Annotated in this window: 20 protein-coding genes; 14 read left to right on the top strand and 6 right to left on the bottom strand. The window is 48.3% G+C overall.

Features of this window, described 5'->3' with window-relative positions; translation table 11 throughout:
• Positions 1–129: 129 nt before the first annotated feature.
• Entirely contained in the window at positions 130–435 is a 306-nt protein-coding gene (locus tag KW844_RS25505) for a hypothetical protein (protein WP_218379617.1), read from the top strand.
• Positions 436–520: 85 nt separating this feature from the next.
• Here the strand turns inward: KW844_RS25505 and KW844_RS25500 are convergent, their stop codons facing one another.
• The 3 genes from KW844_RS25500 to KW844_RS25490 all read right to left on the bottom strand — a co-directional run bounded on the left by KW844_RS25500 (position 521) and on the right by KW844_RS25490 (position 4,426).
• Positions 521–982: a DUF983 domain-containing protein gene (locus KW844_RS25500; protein WP_218379616.1), complete on the bottom strand. Its 462-nt coding sequence runs from the start codon at positions 980–982 to the stop codon at positions 521–523.
• Positions 983–998: 16 nt separating this feature from the next.
• Complete coding sequence (locus KW844_RS25495; RefSeq protein WP_218379615.1) at positions 999–1,877, bottom strand: AraC family transcriptional regulator; 879 nt, start codon at positions 1,875–1,877, stop codon at positions 999–1,001.
• A 155-nt stretch (positions 1,878–2,032) separates the two neighbouring features.
• Positions 2,033–4,426, bottom strand: coding sequence for a prolyl oligopeptidase family serine peptidase (locus KW844_RS25490; protein ID WP_218379614.1), 2,394 nt, complete (start codon positions 4,424–4,426; stop codon positions 2,033–2,035).
• 125 nt (positions 4,427–4,551) lie between these two features.
• On the opposite strand from KW844_RS25490, the gene KW844_RS25485 reads away from it, so the two are divergent.
• From KW844_RS25485 to tatA, 13 genes are all read left to right on the top strand, one after another.
• Complete coding sequence (locus KW844_RS25485; protein ID WP_218379613.1) at positions 4,552–4,698, top strand: hypothetical protein; 147 nt, start codon at positions 4,552–4,554, stop codon at positions 4,696–4,698.
• A 357-nt stretch (positions 4,699–5,055) separates the two neighbouring features.
• Complete coding sequence (locus KW844_RS25480) at positions 5,056–5,730, top strand: FadR/GntR family transcriptional regulator (RefSeq protein WP_255578629.1); 675 nt, start codon at positions 5,056–5,058, stop codon at positions 5,728–5,730.
• Positions 5,731–5,783: 53 nt separating this feature from the next.
• Positions 5,784–7,010, top strand: coding sequence for an MFS transporter (locus tag KW844_RS25475; protein ID WP_218379612.1), 1,227 nt, complete (start codon positions 5,784–5,786; stop codon positions 7,008–7,010).
• A 47-nt stretch (positions 7,011–7,057) separates the two neighbouring features.
• The gene (locus KW844_RS25470) at positions 7,058–7,933 is read left to right on the top strand and encodes a DMT family transporter (RefSeq protein ID WP_218379611.1); all 876 of its coding nucleotides are present in this window, start codon (positions 7,058–7,060) and stop codon (positions 7,931–7,933) included.
• A gap of 240 nt (positions 7,934–8,173) precedes the next feature.
• The gene (locus KW844_RS25465; RefSeq protein ID WP_073084230.1) at positions 8,174–8,824 is read left to right on the top strand and encodes a lipopolysaccharide assembly protein LapB; all 651 of its coding nucleotides are present in this window, start codon (positions 8,174–8,176) and stop codon (positions 8,822–8,824) included.
• A 126-nt stretch (positions 8,825–8,950) separates the two neighbouring features.
• Positions 8,951–10,888 carry a TonB-dependent siderophore receptor gene (locus KW844_RS25460; protein ID WP_218379610.1) on the top strand — a complete coding sequence of 646 codons (1,938 nt, stop codon included), beginning with the start codon at positions 8,951–8,953 and terminating at the stop codon, positions 10,886–10,888.
• Between the two features lie 16 nt (positions 10,889–10,904).
• Complete coding sequence (locus tag KW844_RS25455) at positions 10,905–11,501, top strand: DUF6580 family putative transport protein (protein WP_218379609.1); 597 nt, start codon at positions 10,905–10,907, stop codon at positions 11,499–11,501.
• A gap of 160 nt (positions 11,502–11,661) precedes the next feature.
• Entirely contained in the window at positions 11,662–12,972 is a 1,311-nt protein-coding gene (locus KW844_RS25450) for a DUF5074 domain-containing protein (protein WP_218379608.1), read from the top strand.
• A gap of 10 nt (positions 12,973–12,982) precedes the next feature.
• Positions 12,983–13,498 (top strand): bifunctional adenosylcobinamide kinase/adenosylcobinamide-phosphate guanylyltransferase, encoded by a 516-nt coding sequence (gene cobU, locus KW844_RS25445; protein ID WP_218379607.1) that lies wholly within the window; start codon positions 12,983–12,985, stop codon positions 13,496–13,498.
• Positions 13,499–13,500: 2 nt separating this feature from the next.
• Positions 13,501–14,532, top strand: a complete 1,032-nt coding sequence (cobT, locus tag KW844_RS25440; protein WP_218379606.1) for a nicotinate-nucleotide--dimethylbenzimidazole phosphoribosyltransferase — start codon at positions 13,501–13,503, stop codon at positions 14,530–14,532.
• Positions 14,529–15,305 (top strand): adenosylcobinamide-GDP ribazoletransferase, encoded by a 777-nt coding sequence (locus tag KW844_RS25435; protein WP_218379605.1) that lies wholly within the window; start codon positions 14,529–14,531, stop codon positions 15,303–15,305. The genes cobT and KW844_RS25435 overlap by 4 nt, the downstream gene beginning before the upstream one ends.
• Positions 15,290–15,847 carry an alpha-ribazole phosphatase gene (cobC, locus tag KW844_RS25430; protein ID WP_218379604.1) on the top strand — a complete coding sequence of 186 codons (558 nt, stop codon included), beginning with the start codon at positions 15,290–15,292 and terminating at the stop codon, positions 15,845–15,847. The genes KW844_RS25435 and cobC overlap by 16 nt, the downstream gene beginning before the upstream one ends.
• 135 nt (positions 15,848–15,982) lie before the next feature.
• Entirely contained in the window at positions 15,983–16,192 is a 210-nt protein-coding gene (gene tatA, locus KW844_RS25425; protein ID WP_073084244.1) for a twin-arginine translocase TatA/TatE family subunit, read from the top strand.
• Positions 16,193–16,276: 84 nt separating this feature from the next.
• Here tatA and KW844_RS25420 read toward each other — a convergent pair whose 3' ends face one another.
• The 3 genes from KW844_RS25420 to KW844_RS25410 all read right to left on the bottom strand — a co-directional run bounded on the left by KW844_RS25420 (position 16,277) and on the right by KW844_RS25410 (position 20,177).
• Positions 16,277–17,599, bottom strand: a complete 1,323-nt coding sequence (locus KW844_RS25420; RefSeq protein WP_218379603.1) for a DUF5690 family protein — start codon at positions 17,597–17,599, stop codon at positions 16,277–16,279.
• 232 nt (positions 17,600–17,831) lie between these two features.
• Positions 17,832–18,992: a redoxin family protein gene (locus tag KW844_RS25415; protein ID WP_218379602.1), complete on the bottom strand. Its 1,161-nt coding sequence runs from the start codon at positions 18,990–18,992 to the stop codon at positions 17,832–17,834.
• A 12-nt stretch (positions 18,993–19,004) separates the two neighbouring features.
• Positions 19,005–20,177: a TlpA disulfide reductase family protein gene (locus KW844_RS25410; protein WP_218379601.1), complete on the bottom strand. Its 1,173-nt coding sequence runs from the start codon at positions 20,175–20,177 to the stop codon at positions 19,005–19,007.
• Positions 20,178–20,194 lie beyond the last annotated feature (17 nt).

Raw genomic sequence — 20,194 nt, 5'->3', positions numbered from 1 at the left:
TCGCCTTAAATATCTACATAAAAACATTTAACAATACATAATACTTTCATTAACAACCCATGCACTGAACTGGCATACTTGTTGAAACTATCTAGTACAACAAATTAGTTTAACAAAAACCATATTAAAATGAAAGCTCCAAAAAATTTATCCATGCTGATATTCGCTGCCTCCGTAGGAGTGGTGGCTTCATTGATAGGACAACGTGTATTTGCACAAGGCATCGACAGCACCGCAAAAAAAGTAGGAAATAAGACTGCTTCCATCGCTGTAAAAGGCGCTTCCACCATCACCGATAAAACCTATAAAGGAAAAGAAGGACCGAACGGAGAAGTAGTTTACATCGACAAAAAAGACAGGAAATACATCGTGGACGAAAAAGGTAAAAAAGTATACCTGAAATCAAATCAGATACACAATAAGAAAGATAAATAGGTGCTCACTAACCACAGCCAGTTTTAGTCGAAATATAAAAGCCGGAACAGGATTATTCCTTTCCGGCTTTTTTCGTTATTTGATTCTAGGCATTTTTAAGTTGACTGGAATGCTCCCTTCCGGTGGCCTGCGGCCGTTCCCGCCAGTTGTCGTCATAATACACAAAAAAGGCCATCCATACGGTGCGACTCAAGCGCATAATCAGAGGCTGTAAAATCAGCAGCAGCAAGCCATTGAAGCCTAACCACCAGAATATCCGGTTATCGTATATGGAGAAACCTATGAACAGCCACCATGCAATCAAACTCGCCACACAAATAGCAATGGACAACGCGTAACTAACATAGCCTGTTCCGTAATAAAATCCTACCTCTACTTCTACCTTCTGACCGCATACCGGGCATTCATCCGGCATATCCATGCAGTGCTTTAAATCGTAGGGATTAGCACTGGAGTAGATGCTTCCACGGCGGCAACGCGCACATTTATTACCAAGCAGGGAAAGAAGGAGATTCGGCTTTTTGTCGTGAGTTTTATCTGCACACATGGCTTTTAGTATTTTATCAAACAATATTTTTTCTAAACTCTTCCGGGGTAACACCTGCATACTTCCGGAAAAACTTCGTGAAGTACGAGTTATCTGCAAAGTTGAGCTGGTAGGCTATTGCAGAGATATTAGTATCTGCGTTTACCAGCAGTCGCTTCGCTTCCAGCAGTACACGATCGCGAATCACCTCCCCTGCTGATTTGCCAAGCATATGCTGGCAAAAAGCATTCAGGTAATTGGGTGTTACATACAACATGGCGGCGTAATCCTTTGGCAGCCGGAGTTGCATATAATGTTGCTCAACCAGCTTTCGGAAATTGCGAAGCAACAGATTGTTATGCAGCATATCCTGCCTGATAGCGCCCTGCTGGGTGCTTCTGCCCACGCGGATAAAGAGTTCCAGCATCAGCAGTCGCAGCATATCCATATTAAAAGGTTGCTCTGTAGCCACTTCCTGCAGCATTTCTTCGAAAATGCGCTGCACTTCTTTTAATGCCGTTGCTGTTAACTCCACTACGCCTTCGGCGGCTACCCCGCTCAGAAAAGGAAAACGTTCGATATAGTCCGCATCCTTCAGAAAAACATTGAAAAAGCCGGCAGATACATTGATCACATAACCATTTGTCTTGCCTTCAAAATACCAGCCATGCACCTGACCCGGCACCATAAAGTACAGCTGGCCCGGCTTCACCGGAAAACGCTCGAAATCGATCGTATGGGTGCCGCTGCCACTGGTAAAAAATGCCAGATGATAAAATGAATGACGGTGCGGGAAATGAATATCACTATGGGTGGCCAGGTATTCCGGGAACCTGGCTACTACAACATCTTCCTGTGTGGGCTTTCCCATTACCAGGGAACAGATATCGTATGTAGGGATATTAGCCTTTGCCATGATGTTACAAAGGTACTGCCGGAAGGGTTAACACTATTGTTATATAAGGAGGTTTAATGGTATTTTTTACCTATTGAGGAGATTTGGGGTTAAATAAGCATCCCCGCAGGCTATACCTGCGGGGATGCACTACAGTGGTTTTATACTTCAGTATTTTATTTTACGTACTTAGTCAGCCACTCATCCATTTCCCATAGCATATGCAGGATGCTTTCCTTAGCAGCATACCCATGGCTTTCCTGTGGTAAAAATACCAGGCGGGCGGTACCGCCGTTGCCTTTCAGGGCATTGTAGAGGCGCTCACTCTGGATAGGAAAAGTACCGGAGTTATTATCTGCCTCCCCGTGAATCAGCAGGATAGGCGTTTTCAGCTTATCGGCATATGAGAAAGGCGACATTTTATAATACACATCAGGTGCCTGCCAGTAAGAGCGTTGCTCGTTCTGGAAACCAAATGGAGTGAGGGTACGGTTATACGCGCCGCTGCGGGCAATACCAGCCTTAAACAGGTTCGTATGTGCGAGCAGGTTAGCGGTCATAAAGGCGCCGTAGGAGTGTCCGCCCACTGCGATGCGGTTTTTATCACCGATGCCCATATCGCTGATTTTGTTTACCGCCGCTTCCGCGTTCATGACTACCTGGTCAATAAAGTTATCGTTTGGCTCTTTATCTCCTTCACCCACAATAGGCATTTCAGTGGCGTCCATTACCGCAAATCCGCGGGTTACCCAGAAAATCGCGGAACCGTAGTTTACGCGGGTGAAGCGGTATTCGGAGCCGCGTACCTGTGCAGCATCGCTGGCGGATTTGTATTCACGCGGATAGGCCCACATCAGTACTGGCAGGCGGCCATCTTTTGCAGGATCGTAGCCCTTAGGCAGGTACAGCATAGCGGTGAGGTCTACGCCGTCTTTACGTTTGTATTTCAGCAGCTGCTTCTGTACCCCTTCCATTTGTGGCTGTGGGTGTGGGAAAGCAGTTAACTGCGTCGATGTTTTTTTCTTCAGGTCCTGTGCGTAGTAGTTTATGGGAGATGTAACCGACTCACGGGCAGTAACTACCAGTAAACGGGCAGGATCAATCACGCTGGCCACCTGCTCATAATAAGGAGCTTTAGAGTGCCAGAGGATGTTCTGCTTCTTTGTTTTCAGGTTGAAAGTAGCCAGGAATGGGCGGTCGCCTTCCGGAGAGGCCCCTGGTGCGTTCATCAGGAGATCGCCTGCTGGTGAAACGTATACCACCGAGCGGTTGAATTCATTTTTGGTAGTGATCGGCGTACCCGGATCGTTATAGCGATCGTTTTCGGATCTGTCGATCAGCAGCACTGGCGCCTGTCCCGGATGGGATGGATCGATAGTGCTTACTTTTATCCGCTGTTTGGAGGAATTGGCTTCCGAAATCAGGGCCAGCTGGCTGTTGCCCCAGGTAACGCCATAGAGTCTTTCCGGTGTTTGCGCCAGTGTTACGGCTTCGCCGGTAAATGGTGCGGCCAGGCTTTTCAGCTCATCACGGAAAGGCACGTCCTTCTTAGGATCACCACCATCCAGGGCTTTGATCCAGGTGATGGTAGCCGGAGCGTCCGCTCTCCAGGTGAAACGGCGTGGATAGTTGGAGGTGGCATCGAAGCCTTTAGGGCGTACTTCGTCCAATGGCTTGTCGGACAATACCTTCACTTCTTCCCCGGTGATTTTACGTATAGACGTTACTGTTGGGAACCTATCTGACCCTACGAGGTAGCTGTACGGGCGGTGTTGTTCTGCTACCAGTAAATATTGTTTATCGGGAGATGGTGAAGCAGCCATGAAAATACCCGGTTTGCTGATCGGGGTTTCGCTGGCGCCATCCACGATTACCAGTTCCGACTGGAAGTAGTAATCATACAGTAACTCATCGAAAGGATTTTTCAGCATATCCTGGTAAGTAGCTGCAGGAGCTGCTTTACCGCTGGTTTGCTGGGTGGTAGGGCCTTCCGGAGCCAGGGGCTTCACAGGAGGGTTACCAATATTTTGTGGCACGGCAAATACGATGAAGCGGTTATCGTCCAGCCAGGTGAAGCCGTTGCCATCCGTGAGGTTGAGTTTACGTTTGGTCACCTGTTTGGCAGCACCGGTAGCTACATCAGCTACCCAGAGGGTGATGCTGTTGTTATCACTAACGGTAAAGGCTATACTTTTTTGTGACGGCGACCACGAAATAGCTCCAATACGGGCGTCTGCCGGCAATCCTGTAACGGCGTATTCTTTTTTGGCTACCAGGTTTTTGATCTTAATAGCGGTGAAGTAAGGCGCGCGGCTAGGCCCAAAGTTGGCTGGATTGATGCGGGAGCCTGCGAGTCGGTACTCCGGCTGCGACAGTTCTTCGATGGTGGGATAGCTGGATTTTTCCAGCACCAGCATCACCTCTCCTTTCCCGTTGAAATCTACTGATGGCGAAGGTGCGGCCATAGCCAGGTCCAGAATGCTCTGGGCTGGCGTTTGGTACTTTAGTGCATCTTGTGCATACCCCCTGAACGACATCAACAGGGTTAATGACAGAACTAATTTTCTCATATAGCAATTTAATTAATACTAGTTGTAACGTAAGCGGTATAGGCTGAATGTGACAAAATAGGATTTAATAACAGAAAATTAAAATCATTTGTGATAAGCGTTTGGGGGGCCTACTGGAAGGACTTATGCCAGGATATAGTGGGAATGGTTATGCGCAAGCCAGCGTGGTGGAACCAGCTGGACTTCCGGTTGCAGTGGATGCAGTAGTAGCGGATGCAGCGGATGCAGTGGCTGCGGTGGCGGATGCGGGGGTGGCGGGGATTAAACATTAACCCGCTTAACCATGGAAGCCGCACTGTTTCCTGATGTAGAGACGGGCCGCGGCCGTCTCCTCGTTTCAATCATCGCGATATTTATTAGTGAATGGCCTTAAGGAACCTGGCGATGATTGCAAAAGAGATTATCCCGAGGAGACGGGCGCAGCCCGTCTCTACGCTGTTGATTAATATTGTCCCGTAACATCTTTCATGACAACTTTTCCATTTAAACATCGGAATCTCCCGGAATGCTTCCCCGCCATAGTAGCCGATTCTACACACAGCACCTGACCAATGGAAACTGTAACATCTCCCTAAAATCAATTTTTCAGACCAATTTTAATTCATTTACCTTTGCAAACATCAGATGATATGATGAGCAAACCAACTTCTCCCTTAAAACGAATGAGCCTGGCCGAGGAAGTGGCCGGCCTTTTACAGGACGCAATTGAATCCGGCAGGTACCGGGTGGATGACCAGCTCCCTCCGGAGCCGGAACTGATGGTACAATTCGGAGTAGGCAGGAGCAGCATCCGCGAGGCGGTGAAAATCCTTGCTAATCGCGGTTTTGTAAAAGTACAACAGGGATTAGGGACGTTTGTAACATCACAAAATGGCTCAGGAGAGCCACTCACCCAGCGCTTACAACGTGCTGATTTTGAGGACCTGAACGAAGTAAGGCTCGTGCTGGAAGTAAAAATTGCAGAAAAAGCAGCACTGCTCAGATCAAAGAAAGATGTGGAAAAGATGAAAGGCTTTCTGAAAAAGCGCTATGAATACGCTGTCAGCAACCAATTGGAAGCATGTATACAGGCTGACATCAACTTTCACAGCACCATCGCGGAAGCCGCGAAAAATGAACTGATGATAGAGCTGTACGGAACCGTGGCCAATATGCTCAAACAGGCATTTGTACAACGCTACGGCAATACAGATACATTCAAAGAAACGCAGGAACTGCATGAGGCTTTGCTGCATGCTATTGCAGACAAAGACCCTAAAAAGGCATGGTCCTGCGCTACTAAAATCGCAACACACGGTAGATAACCGGATTTTTTGACCATCAAACATCAGATGATCTGATCTTAAAAAGTAACATCATGTCAACATCATTAGCCGAACAGCAAGAACCTGCCGTGGTGGAGAAAGTAGCCCAGCAAACAGTGTTCTCTATCCTGATAGCCCTCAGTTTTACACACCTGCTGAATGACACCATGCAGTCGCTCATACCAGCAATATACCCGCTGGTAAAGGATTCCCTGAAACTTACCTATTCACAGGTGGGCCTTATTACCCTGACCTTTCAGATGTCGGCCTCCATTTTGCAGCCGCTGGTAGGTATCTATACTGATAAGAAACCGCAACCATATTCCCTGGCCATAGGCATGAGCTTCACGCTCGTAGGCCTGGTGAGTCTGGCATTTTCCCACACCTTTGCCATGGTACTTGTATCCGTAGCCCTTACCGGCGTAGGTTCTGCCATCTTCCACCCGGAAGCCTCCAGGCTGGCACACATGGCCTCGGGTGGTAAGCATGGGATGGCACAGTCGCTGTTCCAGGTAGGCGGTAATGCCGGCAGTTCCCTCGGACCATTGCTGGCAGCAGCTATCATCGTACCATTCGGGCAGTTTAATGTGATCTGGTTTTCGCTGGCAGCGCTTTTGGCCATCGTAGTGATGATGCGCATCAGCAAATGGTACACCCAAAACATGCACCGTGCTAAGCCTAAAAAATCCGCACAATATATAGAAAGAGCCAAGCTGCCAACATCTACCGTGATATTTTCACTGGTAATCCTGCTGGTACTGATCTTCTCCAAATACTTCTATATGGCCAGCATGACCAGCTATTACACTTTCTATCTGATCAATAAATTCCATGTCAGCGTGCAAAGCGCACAGGTATACCTCTTTGTGTTCCTGTTTGCCGTAGCCGCAGGTACTTTCTTTGGTGGTCCGCTGGGCGACCGCATCGGCAGAAAGTATGTGATCTGGATCTCCATCCTTGGAGTAGCACCGTTTTCACTGCTGTTGCCGCATGCCAACCTCTTCTGGACTGCCATACTCAGTGTATTCATTGGCGTTATTCTCTCTTCCGCCTTTTCAGCCATTCTCGTGTATGCACAGGAGTTAGTACCGGGTAAAGTAGGCATGATTGCCGGACTGTTCTTCGGACTGGCATTTGGCATGGCTGGTGTAGGTTCAGCATTGCTGGGCAAACTGGCCGACAGCACCAGTATTGATTATGTATATCAAGTGTGTGCTTATCTTCCGCTGATCGGGTTACTGACAGGACTCCTGCCGAACCTGGAAAAACGGAAAGCATAGTGATTGCATGAATAAGGCTACATTCGCACCATAGAAAAATTTAAGTTATGTGGAAAGGCATTTTGCTGGTATTGCTTGGGGCATGTAGTTTCGGAATTCTTTCATCCATCGTTAAGCTGGGCTATCAGCAAGGCTTTACTTTGGGAGAGTTATGTAGCCTTCAGGCCGGATACGGGATGGTGGCGCTTTGGTTGATTCACTGGATCTCCGGCGCTGCCACCTATGGTCTGACATCAAAAGATGCACGCACCTGTTTTATACTTGGTAGTTCTACCGGACTGGTAAGTATCACTTATTATCAAAGTGTGCAATACATTCCTGCCAGCATCGGCATTATCCTGCTCATGCAGTTTACCTGGATGAGTATGTTGGCAGAATGGCTGATTTATAAGAAGAAGCCAACACCCACGCAATGGGTGGCGGTAGCGCTGATTCTGGCAGGCACCTGCCTGGCCGGCGGGCTTATCAGCAATGGCCCGGCCGAAATCAACCTGGCCGGTATCGGTTTTGGTCTGCTGGCGGCCTTTTTCTATACGATTTTCATTGTAGTGAGTGGCCGCATAGGTCGCTCCCTCACGCCGGTGCTGAAAAGCGCATGGATTGTAACAGGGGCTTTTGTAATCATCACCTTAATATTTCCACCAGTATATCTATTTAACGGACGTTTTACGGAAACCAGTTTATGGATATGGGGGCTGCCACTCGCCTTATTCGGCACCGTACTGCCCCCTTTCCTTTTTTCAAAGGGGATGCCGCAAACCGGCGTTTCATTGGGCGCCATCCTCAGCGCGGCTGAGCTGCCGGTGGCTACAATAGCCGCCATGGTGCTGCTGCATGAAAAGATTACGGTAGTGCAGGTGGCGGGTGTCATTGTGATATTAGGTGCTATTGTAATGGCCAACCTGCGGAAGAAACTTAGTTAGCAAATTATTGGAAACCGGCAGCTGAGCTGCCGGTTTTGTTTTTTCGGCCTGCGGCCGCAGACCGCCACCAGAAAAGTCTCGTCCACTTTGCAAGCCTCATGTGCTTTGGGACTAGCAGGGGCAGACTCCCGGCTTTCGGAGCCTGAGAGATCATTTCTAAAATCCCCCATTTTTAAGGTGCTTTTTTAATTATCTTTGCCACCTCGTATAAGAAATAAGTGAATTACGAACAGATTCTCCATGAAAGCATTTAACATTTTTATTCTATATCGCTTTCCAATAGGCATCATCCTGTTGATTGGCGGTATTGCCCTCGGTCTGACAGTGGGTTGGTGGGAAGCTACCATTGTATTGGTACTGGCGGTAGTGTGTTTGGTAACACACCTGATGTTTGGACCTATGCGACTGGTACAGGAAGCCGTGGAAGCCGGTGATCTTGACAGAGCGAACGCTTTAATGAGCCAGGTGAAATTTCCTAAACTGCTGTATAAACCAATCCGTTCTGTTTACTTCTTCATGCAAAGTAACATGGCGATGTACAGTAACGACCTGGACAAAGCAGAAGCCACCATCCGCCAGAGTATTCAGTCGGGCAGCCCGATGAAAGAATACGAAGGTATGCAGTACTTCCAGCTGGGCACCATCGCTTACCAGAAAAATGATCTTAAAACCGCCGACCAGAACCTGAAGAAATCTCTTCGTATGGGCCTGCCGGATAAAGAAAATACCGCCGCAGCACTGCTCACCCTGGCGTCTATTGCCATGAGCCGCCGCGACTTTAAATCTGCCAAGGAATATTTCCGCAGAGCCAAGGCACAGAAGCCTACTACCGAACAGTTAGTAAGCCAGATCAAAGAGATGGACAAATACATCTCCAGAATGCCTGGTTGATTTTCACCGAAAGAGTTTCAGCAGGATAGCGATATCCTGCTTTTTTTTGTTTACGAACTACCGATTGTTTCGCTGCAGCTTTGCTAACCGACGTAATCTGTAGTTCGTTTTTTTATACCGTATATATTGAGAACAACTATTGCAACCCTCCTCCTGGCCGCCGCTATACCAGCCATGGCGCAGGACTCCAGCCGGATCAGCCACCTTTCCGGCGTTACGGTTACTGCCACCAAAGGCCCCCAGAAAGCCAGTGAAACCGGTAAGGTAGTCACTATCCTATCCCGCGAGTATCTGGACAGGAACAGCGGCAAATCCGTAGCCGCCATCCTCAATGAGCAGGCTGGCCTGATCGTTAATGGTGCCAATAATACCGCCGGCACGGTGCCGGATGTATACATGCGCGGCGCCTCCAGCGGCAATACACTTATCATGATCGACGGTCAACCGGTGAGTGATGCCACCTCTATCCCCAACAGCTTTGACCTCAACTTCATCCCGGCTGAACTGGTGGAACGCATTGAAATCCTCCGCGGCAGCCAGTCTACCCTGTATGGCTCCAACGCCGTAGCCGGCGTGATCAACGTGATCACCCGCAAAGGCAGCGGCAAAAAGATGGGCGCCACCGCCGGCTTAGGATATGGCAGTTATAACGATAAGCAGGCCCACGCCAGCATCCACGGCCAGGTTAATAAACTCTCCTACCTCGCAGGCTACCGCTACGAAAAAACAGATGGCATGTCCGACGCCTACGACCCTACCGGAAAAGCAAACTTTGACAAGGACGGATTCCGCCAGCATGCAGTGTTTGCGAAGCTCGGCCTCGACGTGGGGAAGCGCTGGAACCTGCAATACCTCTTTAACTTCAACGACTACCACCACGCACTGGACGAGTATTCTTTTACGGATGATAAGGATTACAACGGGAAATCACGCTACCAGCTGCATGGCTTTCATAGCACCTACACCTTTGGAAAAGGTAGCTGGCACATGTTGTACAGCTTCCAGCAAACCAACCGGAATATCCTGAACGACTCCGGATACATTACTCCTTTTGGTTATGCTAAATATGATAACACTTCTTTCCGTTCCAACATTCACCAGGCGGAAACCTTTGTAAACGTGGACCTCAGCCAACAGGTAAGGCTGGTAGGCGGCGCTGCCTTTACCCGCAGCACCATGATGCAGCTTGACTTCCTGGTACTGAATACCGATACCATCACTCCTCCGAATATAACGGACATTCCGGCCGATTCCGCAAACAGCAACCAGATCAGCGCCTATGCTTCCATATTGCTCCACAACCTGGGTGGCTTTAACCTCGATGCCGGCGGACGTTATAATTATCATAGCCTGTACGGGAACAACGCTACCTTCAGCATCAACCCATCGTACCTGATCAATGAGCGCCATAAACTGTTCCTGAACGTTTCTTCAGGGTATAAAGTACCATCTCTTTATCAACTTTATTTCCCCGGATATGGTAACAGCGGATTGAAACCGGAAGTAACCACCAGCTACGAAGCGGGCTACCAGCTTGGATTAAAGCGGGTAAATGTTCGAGCAACGGGATTCTACCGGCATACGAAAGACCTGGTGATCTTCTGGTTTGACCCGGTTACCTATATGAGTCAATACCGCAATGCAGATAAGCAGGAAGCCTACGGCGGCGAGCTGGAGGCCGATGTGGAAATCACCAAAGGACTGAACCTGACGGTAAACTATTCCTATACCGACGGGCAGATCAGCACGGCTCAAAATGGGAAGGACACTTCTTATTACAACCTCTACCGTATCCCACGGAATGCGGTAAACGCCACCCTTGGCTACCAGGTTACACCTGCATTTTATGCAGCTGCCACCTACCGTTATGTAGGCGAGCGCTGGGAATCAGGCAATCGTATGGGAGATTATTACACCCTGGACCTCTACGGTGAATATAAATTTGGTAACTTGCTTAAAATTTTCGGGCAGTTTCGGAATATTACAGATATAAAATATTTTGATATTACAGGCTATAATTCCCGGAGATTTAACTTTAATACGGGTATAATTCTTAACTTATAAATTCTAATACCAGCATATGTCTTTAAAGAATCTTAATCCACAATTTGGCGTGTTGTTGCTGTTTATTCTGGCGGCAGGCATTATCAGAGTTGTGTTGGGAGCTGATGCAAGCATGTCTCCCATTGCTATGTTTACTCCGGTAGGAGCGATGGCTTTATTTGGTGGTGCTACTTTCCAACAGAAATGGAAAGCCTATGTGTTTCCATTGCTGGCGCTGTTTCTGAGTGACGTGGTGATGATGCAGTTCTTCCAGAAAGAGTTTGCACAAGGCCTGCTGTACAGCGGCTGGATCTGGAACTATGCGAGCTTTATTCTGATTGTACTCGCAGGTCAGTTATTGATCAAGAAAGCAGCGGTTGGTAACATCCTGGTGGCTTCTGTGGCTGCTGCGGTAATCCACTGGCTCGTGTCTGACTTTGGTGTATGGATTGGCGGTGGTTGGGATATGACTACCGGTAAACCTTACACGAAAGATATGGCCGGTATCATCAGCTGCTACGCACAGGCGATACCTTACATGCGCTTCTTCCTGGCTGGTACAGTTATCTACTCTGCCATCTTTTTTGGCGGTCTGTTACTGGTTCAGGGCAAAAAACTCCGTACTGCGCACTAATACCATCACATAATATTTTAATTTAGAGATTTTTGAGTGCAGGGCTCCGGTTTTGCACTCTGGAATCTCTAAGTTATTTTAGGACCTGCCTAAAATAACTGCATGCAAATTCTGACGTAGCACATAGTACAAAAGGACTATCAAAACAAATCAATAGCACATGCTTAAATTTTCACGCTCCCTTCCGGTTTTACTGACCCTGGCTACAGCACTCACGATAGGAATGGCTGCCTGTCAGAAATACGAAGCGGGCATTACGATCCCCTCTGTGACAGACCCGGGAGTAACAAATGGATTGGATACTATTTATCTGGGTGATTCGCTGAAAATAGCGCCTACCTTAGGAAACGTTGCCGGCGTTCCTACTTACCAATGGCTTGTAAACGGTGTGGAAGCCAGTACAGATTCGGCCTTTACCTTTAAACCTACCGCCAACGGAGATTATACCATCTCTTTTAAAGCATTTGCTGGCAACTCACTCACTGGTTACTATTACCGTATTAAAGTATTTGCACCATACGAAAATGGTTATTATATCCTCAACGAAGGTTCCTTCCCTAACCCGGGCAGCCTGAACTTCTTCCGAAACGGGGAAGATACCATGATCACCAATATTTTTGCCCGCCTGAATCCAGGTAAAACCCTGGGTACCACTTCCCAGTATGGTCAGCTGTTTAACGGCAAGCTGTACATGGTTTCCAAACAGGGCGCTTTTGTGGCTGCTGATGCCAATACCCTGAAAGAAACTGGTCGTATTGCCAGTTTACCTGCTGATGGCCGCGCCTTTTGTGGTATAGATAACAGCCGTGGTTTGGTAACTACCGCCGACGGGGTATATGCCATTAACCTGCAAACCCTTACTTTAGGAGCTAAGGTAGCGGGCATTACGGGTCAAACCGGCGGTATCCTTAAAACAGACAACTACGTGTTTGTTTTGACGGAAGCGGAAGGTGTGGTTGTACTGAATGCCACAGATTTCAGCATCGTGAAAAAGGTAGTTAAGGCAGATGTGGGTTTTGCGAGAAGCCAGGATGGTAATATCTGGGCAGCCTCCGGCAAAAACCTGTATGCCATTAACGAGGGCACGCTGGCCGTGAAAACCTATGCCATCCCTGTGAACATCTACGATAGCTGGGGTTATTGGAATGCAGGCTCCCTGTCTGCTGCCAAATATGAAAATGCTATTTATTTCAGTGAAACAGACGCTTATGGCAGCGGTACCAAAATTTACAAATTTGTACCTGGTATAGATACCACCTTAACCACACCGCTGGTAAAACTGCCGGACAACAGGATTTTGTATGGTGCGGGTGTAAGATATAATTCAAAAGATACCACACTGATAGTAACTGCGCTGACATCCGATTATCAATCCAACACTTTGTTGATTTATAATGCGATGAACGGCACACTGAAGAAAACCATTAACTATCCTGGTTTATACTTCCCATCTATGCCGGTATCCAACTAATTAATACTGCATGATAATACTGATCACAGGCGGCGTCAGATCCGGAAAAAGCCGTTATGCACAGGATCTGGCATTGTCGCACAGTGCGCACCCTGTTTACGTAGCCACTGCCCGCCTCTGGGACGAGGATTTTAAAGAACGGGTACAGCGGCATAAGGCCGATCGGAGCGCCGCCTGGATTAATTATGAAGAAGAGCGTCATGTGAGCAAACTGCCCCTGGATGGGCATACCGTTGTGATCGACTGCGTAACCCTATGGCTTACCAATATCTTTGAAGAAACCAGCCATAATATTTCTTCCAGCCTGAGCGCTATACAGGCCGAAATTGACGCCTTGCACCAAAAAGCAGGAACATTTATTATTGTAACTAATGAAATAGGGATGGGCATCCATGGGGAAAACGCTGTGGCCCGCCACTTTGCGGACCTACAGGGATGGACTAACCAGTATATTGCCCGTATAGCCGGCACCGTTGTGCTGATGGTATCCGGCATTCCCGTTGTGATAAAAAAAGAGGAGAAATAATAATGATTACACCCGTTTCAACTTTGCTGAAAGAAGCATTACAGGAAAAGATTGATCAGAAAACCAAGCCACCGGGCTCCCTGGGGAAGCTGGAGCAGATTGCCTTACAGGCGGGTCTGATCCAGGAAACCTTACAGCCGGAGCTGCGGAAGCCTGCTATCATTGTATTTGCCGGCGACCATGGTATAGCGGCGGAAGGATTGGTAAACCCTTTCCCACAGGCCGTTACCGCGCAGATGGTGTATAATTTTCTGAATGGTGGTGCGGCAATCAATGTGTTTTGCCGTCATCAGCAGCTGGACCTGAAAATAATTGACGCGGGGGTGAACCACTTATTTCCGTCGCATCCACAGTTGCGCGACCGCAAAATTGCCATGGGCACGGCTAACTACCTGCATCAGCCGGCGATGTCGCTCGACCAGTGCAGGCTCGCGCTGGCTGCCGGCGGCGAGGAGGTGCTGGCCTTGCATGAGCAGGGTTGTAATATCATTGGTTTTGGGGAGATGGGAATTGGCAATACGTCAGCTGCCGCGTTACTGATGAGTTTTTTCACGGGCAGTCCTATCGATCAGTGCATAGGTGCCGGTACCGGCTCAAATGCGCAGCAGTTGGAGCAAAAGAAAGCGGTACTGCGGAAAGTGCAGGTATTCCACCCGAACCCGAATTCTCCTATACAGGCGTTGGCTACCTTCGGTGGCTTTGAGATTGCCATGATTTGCGGTGCAATTATAAAAGCGGCGGAGCTGAAAATGATGATTGTGATTGATGGGTTTATTGTGTCCGCGGCCTTGCTGGCGGCGGCAGCCATACACCCTGAAGTAACCGGCTACTGCGTGTTTGCGCATTGTTCCGATGAGAAAGGACATCAGGCGATGCTGAAACACCTGAACGTTTCTCCTTTACTGCAACTGGATATGCGCCTCGGTGAAGGCACCGGCGCTGCGCTGGCTATCCCGCTGATACAACAGTCCGTAGCCTTCCTCAACAACATGGCCAGTTTCAATAGTGCACAGGTTTCAAATCGTACACTATGAGGGCGCAATGGCAACTATTCCTGACGGCTGTCATGTTCTATACCCGTTTACCCGTTACCGTTAGTGAGCCCTATAGTCCTGAAATGCTGAACAGGGCTACCAAGTACCTGCCATTGGTAGGCTGGATTGTAGGCATATTTATGCTGGCGGTGATATGGGCGTTCGGTGATATTGCTCCCCGTCCGCTGACGGTGCTGCTGGCACTTTGTGTAAGCATCTGGGCCACGGGGGCGTTTCATGAAGATGGGTTTGCGGATATGTGCGATGGCTTTGGCGGCGGATGGACGAAAGAGCGCATCCTGGAAATCATGAAAGATAGCCGCATAGGCACCTATGGTATGCTGGGATTGCTGCTGCTGATGGCTTCCAAGCTGGTAAGCCTGATGAGTTTACCGATTCACACAATGATGCTGGCGGTAATTGCTGCCCAGCCGTTGAGTCGTTTCACCGCTATCACCGTCATCTACACACAACAATATGTGCGGGAGGATGAGTTAAGTAAATCTAAACCTATTGCCAAGGGCATCAGCACCGAGGAACTGATAGTGGCGGGTATTTTTGGTTTGTCGCCTTTTTTGGCGGTAACCGTGTACCTGCAGAACTATGCCTTATTGATTACGCTACTGGCTGTGCTGATGGCCAGGTTGTACATGGGGCGACTCATGAAAAAATGGATTGGCGGATATACCGGTGACTGCCTGGGGGCGGTACAACAGGTTGCAGAATCCGTCATATATTTGTGTTTTTGTATTCTGGCATGGAAATATACCTGATCCGGCACACTACGCCGGCCGTAGAACGCGGTATTTGTTATGGTTTTACTGATATAGATGTGGCGCCAACTTTTGAGACGGAAGCTGCCCGTATTAAGGGCCTGCTGCCGGCCAAACCGATGGACGTATATGCCAGCCCCCTGCAACGCTGCAGTAAACTGGCCACCTACCTGTTTGGGAATACGTTTACCACTGATGACCGGTTGAAGGAACTGAATTTCGGCGACTGGGAAATGCAGCGCTGGGATGACCTGGGCCCTGATGCCTTGCAAAAGTGGATGGACGACTTCGTATACGTACGGGTGCCTAACGGGGAAAGCTACCAGGACCTGTACGCCAGGGCTGTGGAGATCCTCAACGAGGTGATAGCCAAAGGCCGCGATGCGGTGCTGGTAACTCATAGCGGTATCATCCGGGCGCTGCTCGCACATATTACTGACACACCTCTGGAGAAATCTTTCGAAAGAAGAACAGAATATGGAAGAATTGCTTGTTTGTCCGTTACCGATAATCAAGTAAATATTGTTTTTTACAATTCGTAATTAATTATCTACCAATATATTACAGTTATTACACGAAATATACCTTCAAAATCCTGAAAAACCCGGATTTCGTGCTAACTTTATGTGAAGTTTGATAGTAAAAAAATAAAAAGAACACACTAAAACCTGTTTATAATGACAACATCAATCTTGAATATTCCTTTCTTGTTCTTGCAGGAGATTGGTATAAAAGAAATACTGCTGATTGCGCTGGTAATTCTATTATTGTTTGGTGGTAAGAAAATTCCTGAATTGATGCGTGGTTTGGGCAGCGGCATCCGCGAGTTCAAAGATGCGAAAGATCAGCCAGGTGCCAAAAAGCCTGCTGCTGAAAACAAAGAATAGTAGCTATTACCTTCTAATAGAAAAAAGGTAAATCGTGTATGAAATCATCACGATTTACCTTTTGTTTTTTTACCCGAGTCCTAATCAGGCAATCTGCACATCCCCACTTACAACGGGACTATTACTACCATTCATGGTGAGGAACTTTTTTCTGAAGTACCAGGAAGACGCAATCATAATCACCATCCCCAGCAGGCTTGTACCTAGTACCGCATCCATAAAAAACTGGCTCCAGGAGAGCGACAGGTTGTAAAAGTTTTTTACCAGCATAATCACCACACTCCCCAGGTATCCGAAAGAATCAGCTACATAAATGATGAAACCTACGTTGCTGACGTATTTGAATACGGCTATCAGCCGTTCGAAAAAAATACAGTTAAAAGGAATATAGCCCATGTACAATCCCAGGCCGGTGAGCGTCATCCACCATACGGGATTGAGCAGGTGCGCCTGAAACAACAGGGTGCTGAATAGCGTGATACTGAACCCCAACACTACTATCAGGTGATTGAGCATGAATGCCTTATAGTTGTTTTTTACAAATACCAATAATCCCATAATCACAACAATAGCTATAGAAATAGGGATTTCTGTTTGTGTAAAAATCGCGGAGGTGCTGCCATAGCCCAGGTCCTTCCAGATGTCGGCAGCAAAGTTATCCCGCATATCCCGCAGCACGGTGAGCATGACATAGCTTACAATCAGCATCACCAGCCCCGGCAAAAAGGTAACGAGAAACTTCTTTCGCTCCAGCTTATTCATAGGAACGCGTTTGGTACGAACTGCTACATCTTCTGCTGACGGCGGTGGTATCTGCTCTAACAATAGAATAAAGATCAGGATGGGTACAATGAATATAAGGCCGGTCATAAAAGGCATCCACCGCTCTCCTACTCCCCAGTCAATAATGGTCATTTTGCCTACCGATTTTACAAATCCTGAGGAGAAGATAAAGCTGATGCTGAGTACGGCCCCCATAAACTCCGTAGCGCGGCGGCCTTCCAGATAACTGAATACCAGCCCCCAGATCATGCCCAGCGGGAAACCGTTCAAAAACAGGAAAGGGATATTATAGGGTGCGGGAACAACGGCAAATAACAACAGGGAAACCCAGGAAATCAGGATCAGCAAAATGATGTTACGGGCGCGGTTAGCACCTTTCATTTCTGCGATGAACTTTATCCCGTAAAACTTACTGCAGGCATACCCGATTGTTTGGGTCATTACCAGCCATATCTTATAGTCTATCCCCAGAAAGGTTTGCCCATCAAATATGGCTGCTGTAAAAGGCTTCCTGAAGGCATACATGCAGGAATAGGTGCCGAATGCCACCAGGGCGGCATACAAGGAAAAGGTAATACTACCGGCTTTTTGCAGGCGCTGCTGTATACACGGAATAGCTAACATTAAATTCACTGTTTTACCAAAGGTGGTGTTGTAATGTGAACTTAATGTTAAGCAGAGCTAAACTTAATGTTAAGTATTATTAAACTTAAATTTTACAAAATAACTTGCGCCATTTCCTAAAACACAAGAGCGTCCACCGGTGGCGAACGCTCTCGTGAGGTATTTTGAAAGTAAGCTGTCCGCCACCGGCGGACGCTCTTCAAATGAAGTTTGGCATGCGCAGGAGTTTACATCACTGTAACTTATCCTTTATCAGTTGCTCCAGGTTGGAACTATACCCGGTGAATTTCTCCACAATACGGCCTTCCTTGTCCAGCAGGAACATGGTAGGGATTCCCTGGATCATAAAGTCAGACAAGGTTTTATCAGCATTAGGGCTGATCACCTGTGACCACGGCATTTGCTCTTCTGACATGGCTCTGCGCCAGGCGTCATTGTCCTTATCCACGGAAATACTGAGGATTTCGAAACCCTGTGCTTTATGTGCAGCATAAAGTTCTTTCAGCTTGGGGATCGACTTCCGGCAAGGGCCGCACCAGCTGGCCCAGAAATCCACAATCACATACTTGCCTTTGAAGGAAGAAAGTTTAGTGATACTGTTATCAGGACTGGCGTAGGCAATTTCCGGAGCCATACTACCCTTTTGCAGCTGCTGTTCCTTTCTGATTTGCGTCACGATATCCTTCTTTACATTCACGGCATCCTCCAGGGTAGGGTTGGCCGCCAGCAGCTTATCCAGCTGGGTGAGGATGTATTGCGGATCATTTTTGGCGTTCATAGTTGCCAGCAGGTATACTGTGGCAGGATGACTGCCAGATGCGGCTATCAGCTTGCGTTCGCGGGCTTCGCCCTGCTGCTCCACCTTGCGGTAAAGCATTTGTTTACGATAGTAGGTGTACCAACTGGAGTCAACGCTACGGCGTTTTTGCGCGGCAAAGCCTTCATCCAGCAGGTCGTCTTTCAGCGTTTCATCGAGGTAGCGGTTATACAGTGCCATGTTGATGAGTCGCGTACCCTGCGACAAACTCGTCACTTCCACAAATCCGGAGTTTTTCCGTTGGTATTGTGCAGTGTCGTATCCCCGGGCTACCACTGTCACATCCTGATCGGCCCAGAAAGCCGTTGTTTGCCACTTTAAGATATCCAGCTGGTAGATACCGGGCTTAGTGACGGTGAGCTTAAAACTGAAGCTCCCATCGGCCTTTACGGGCACTGAATCCACGGTGGGTGCATTAGGTCCCGGCCCTTTTTTGAGCCATACCATGTTGTATTTGCTTAAAGTGCCCGGGTTCAGGATTTGCACCTTACCGCTGATCTGCAATTGTTTTTTCACCTGCGCACCAGCAGGAACCAAGCTGGTGGCCAATAGTACGGCCAAGGTTATATTTTTCATACGGCCAGGGTTTTAATTGCCAAAAATGGATTTCAGTTTGACATCAAGTTCACGGCTTTCCGCCCCCTGCCACCTTGCTATAATATTCCCGTTTTTGTCGATCAGCAGTTTGGTAGGATACGCATCCACGCCATACAATTTCACGACATCTGATTTCATTGCCAGCTCGTTGTTCAGCACCTGCGGCCAGGTGAGCCCATCGGTATCGATGGCTTTTTTCCAGGCGGCCTTTGCGGCATCCAGGTCATCGGCTTTTTCGGAAGCTACCCCCGGGATTTCAAAACCTTTATCCTTATAGGTAGCGTAAAGCTCTTTCAGGTGCGGGTTTGACTGGCGGCAAGGGGCGCACCAGCTGCCCCAGAAATCGATCAGCACATATTTGCCTTTGAATTGGGAGAGAGATATAAAATTCCCATCCGGTGAAGGCTTCGTAAAGTCAGGCGCAGGCCCTGAAGCAGCTGTGCTGCTCATGATAGCGATGCGCGATGCCACTCCCTGGCCCAGGTAGGTGTTTTTCATGCTGGCATCGAGGCCTTCATAAGCCGCTTTCAGTTCAGCAAGACTATACTCCTTTCCTGTGCGTGAAAGCAGGTATACTGCCGCATAAGCACCCGGGTGGTCCTTTACATACTTTTTGTGGATAGCGTTTAATTCCTGGTAGTTCGCCAGCATCTTTTTACCTACATCGTCCAGGCCGTCTTTCACGCCCATCTTGCGTAGCTGCATCAGCTCCTTTTGCAGTGCTGCTTTTTCTTTCAGGTTTTTAGACTCCGCATTGCGCAGCTCATTGAAACTTTCATTGTATGCATCGCCTTTAACGGTGGCCAGGTTAAGATCCTGGGCTGAACCGGTGACGCTGAGCTGGCAATCCTTGCTCAGCACCACATCCAATGGCATGGCAGGTATCGCCATGGAGTTCGCTCTTTCTCCCAGGTAAATATTTCTGTCTACACTGGTGGTGAGGCGGCCTATTACCGGCTGCTCCGGTGCGGTACCGGTGAGGGTAAACGCGCCGTCCGCTGCTTCGGCGGTAACAGTTACATTCTTGCTGCCATCGAAGTAGCTGAACATAATTTTTTCGTTGCCCTGGCCTTCCAGCTTGCCTGTTATCCGATAACTGCCCTGCGCATACGCTGATGCGGCACAGGTGCAAGCTACCATCACTGTCATAAATATCCGTTTCATAGTTTATTGGTGGGTTT

Source organism: Chitinophaga sp. sic0106 (assembly GCF_019219075.1).
GTDB lineage: Bacteria > Bacteroidota > Bacteroidia > Chitinophagales > Chitinophagaceae > Chitinophaga.
The sequence above is the reverse complement of the archived record's forward strand: the minus strand, read 5'-3'. Positions and strand labels throughout refer to the sequence as shown.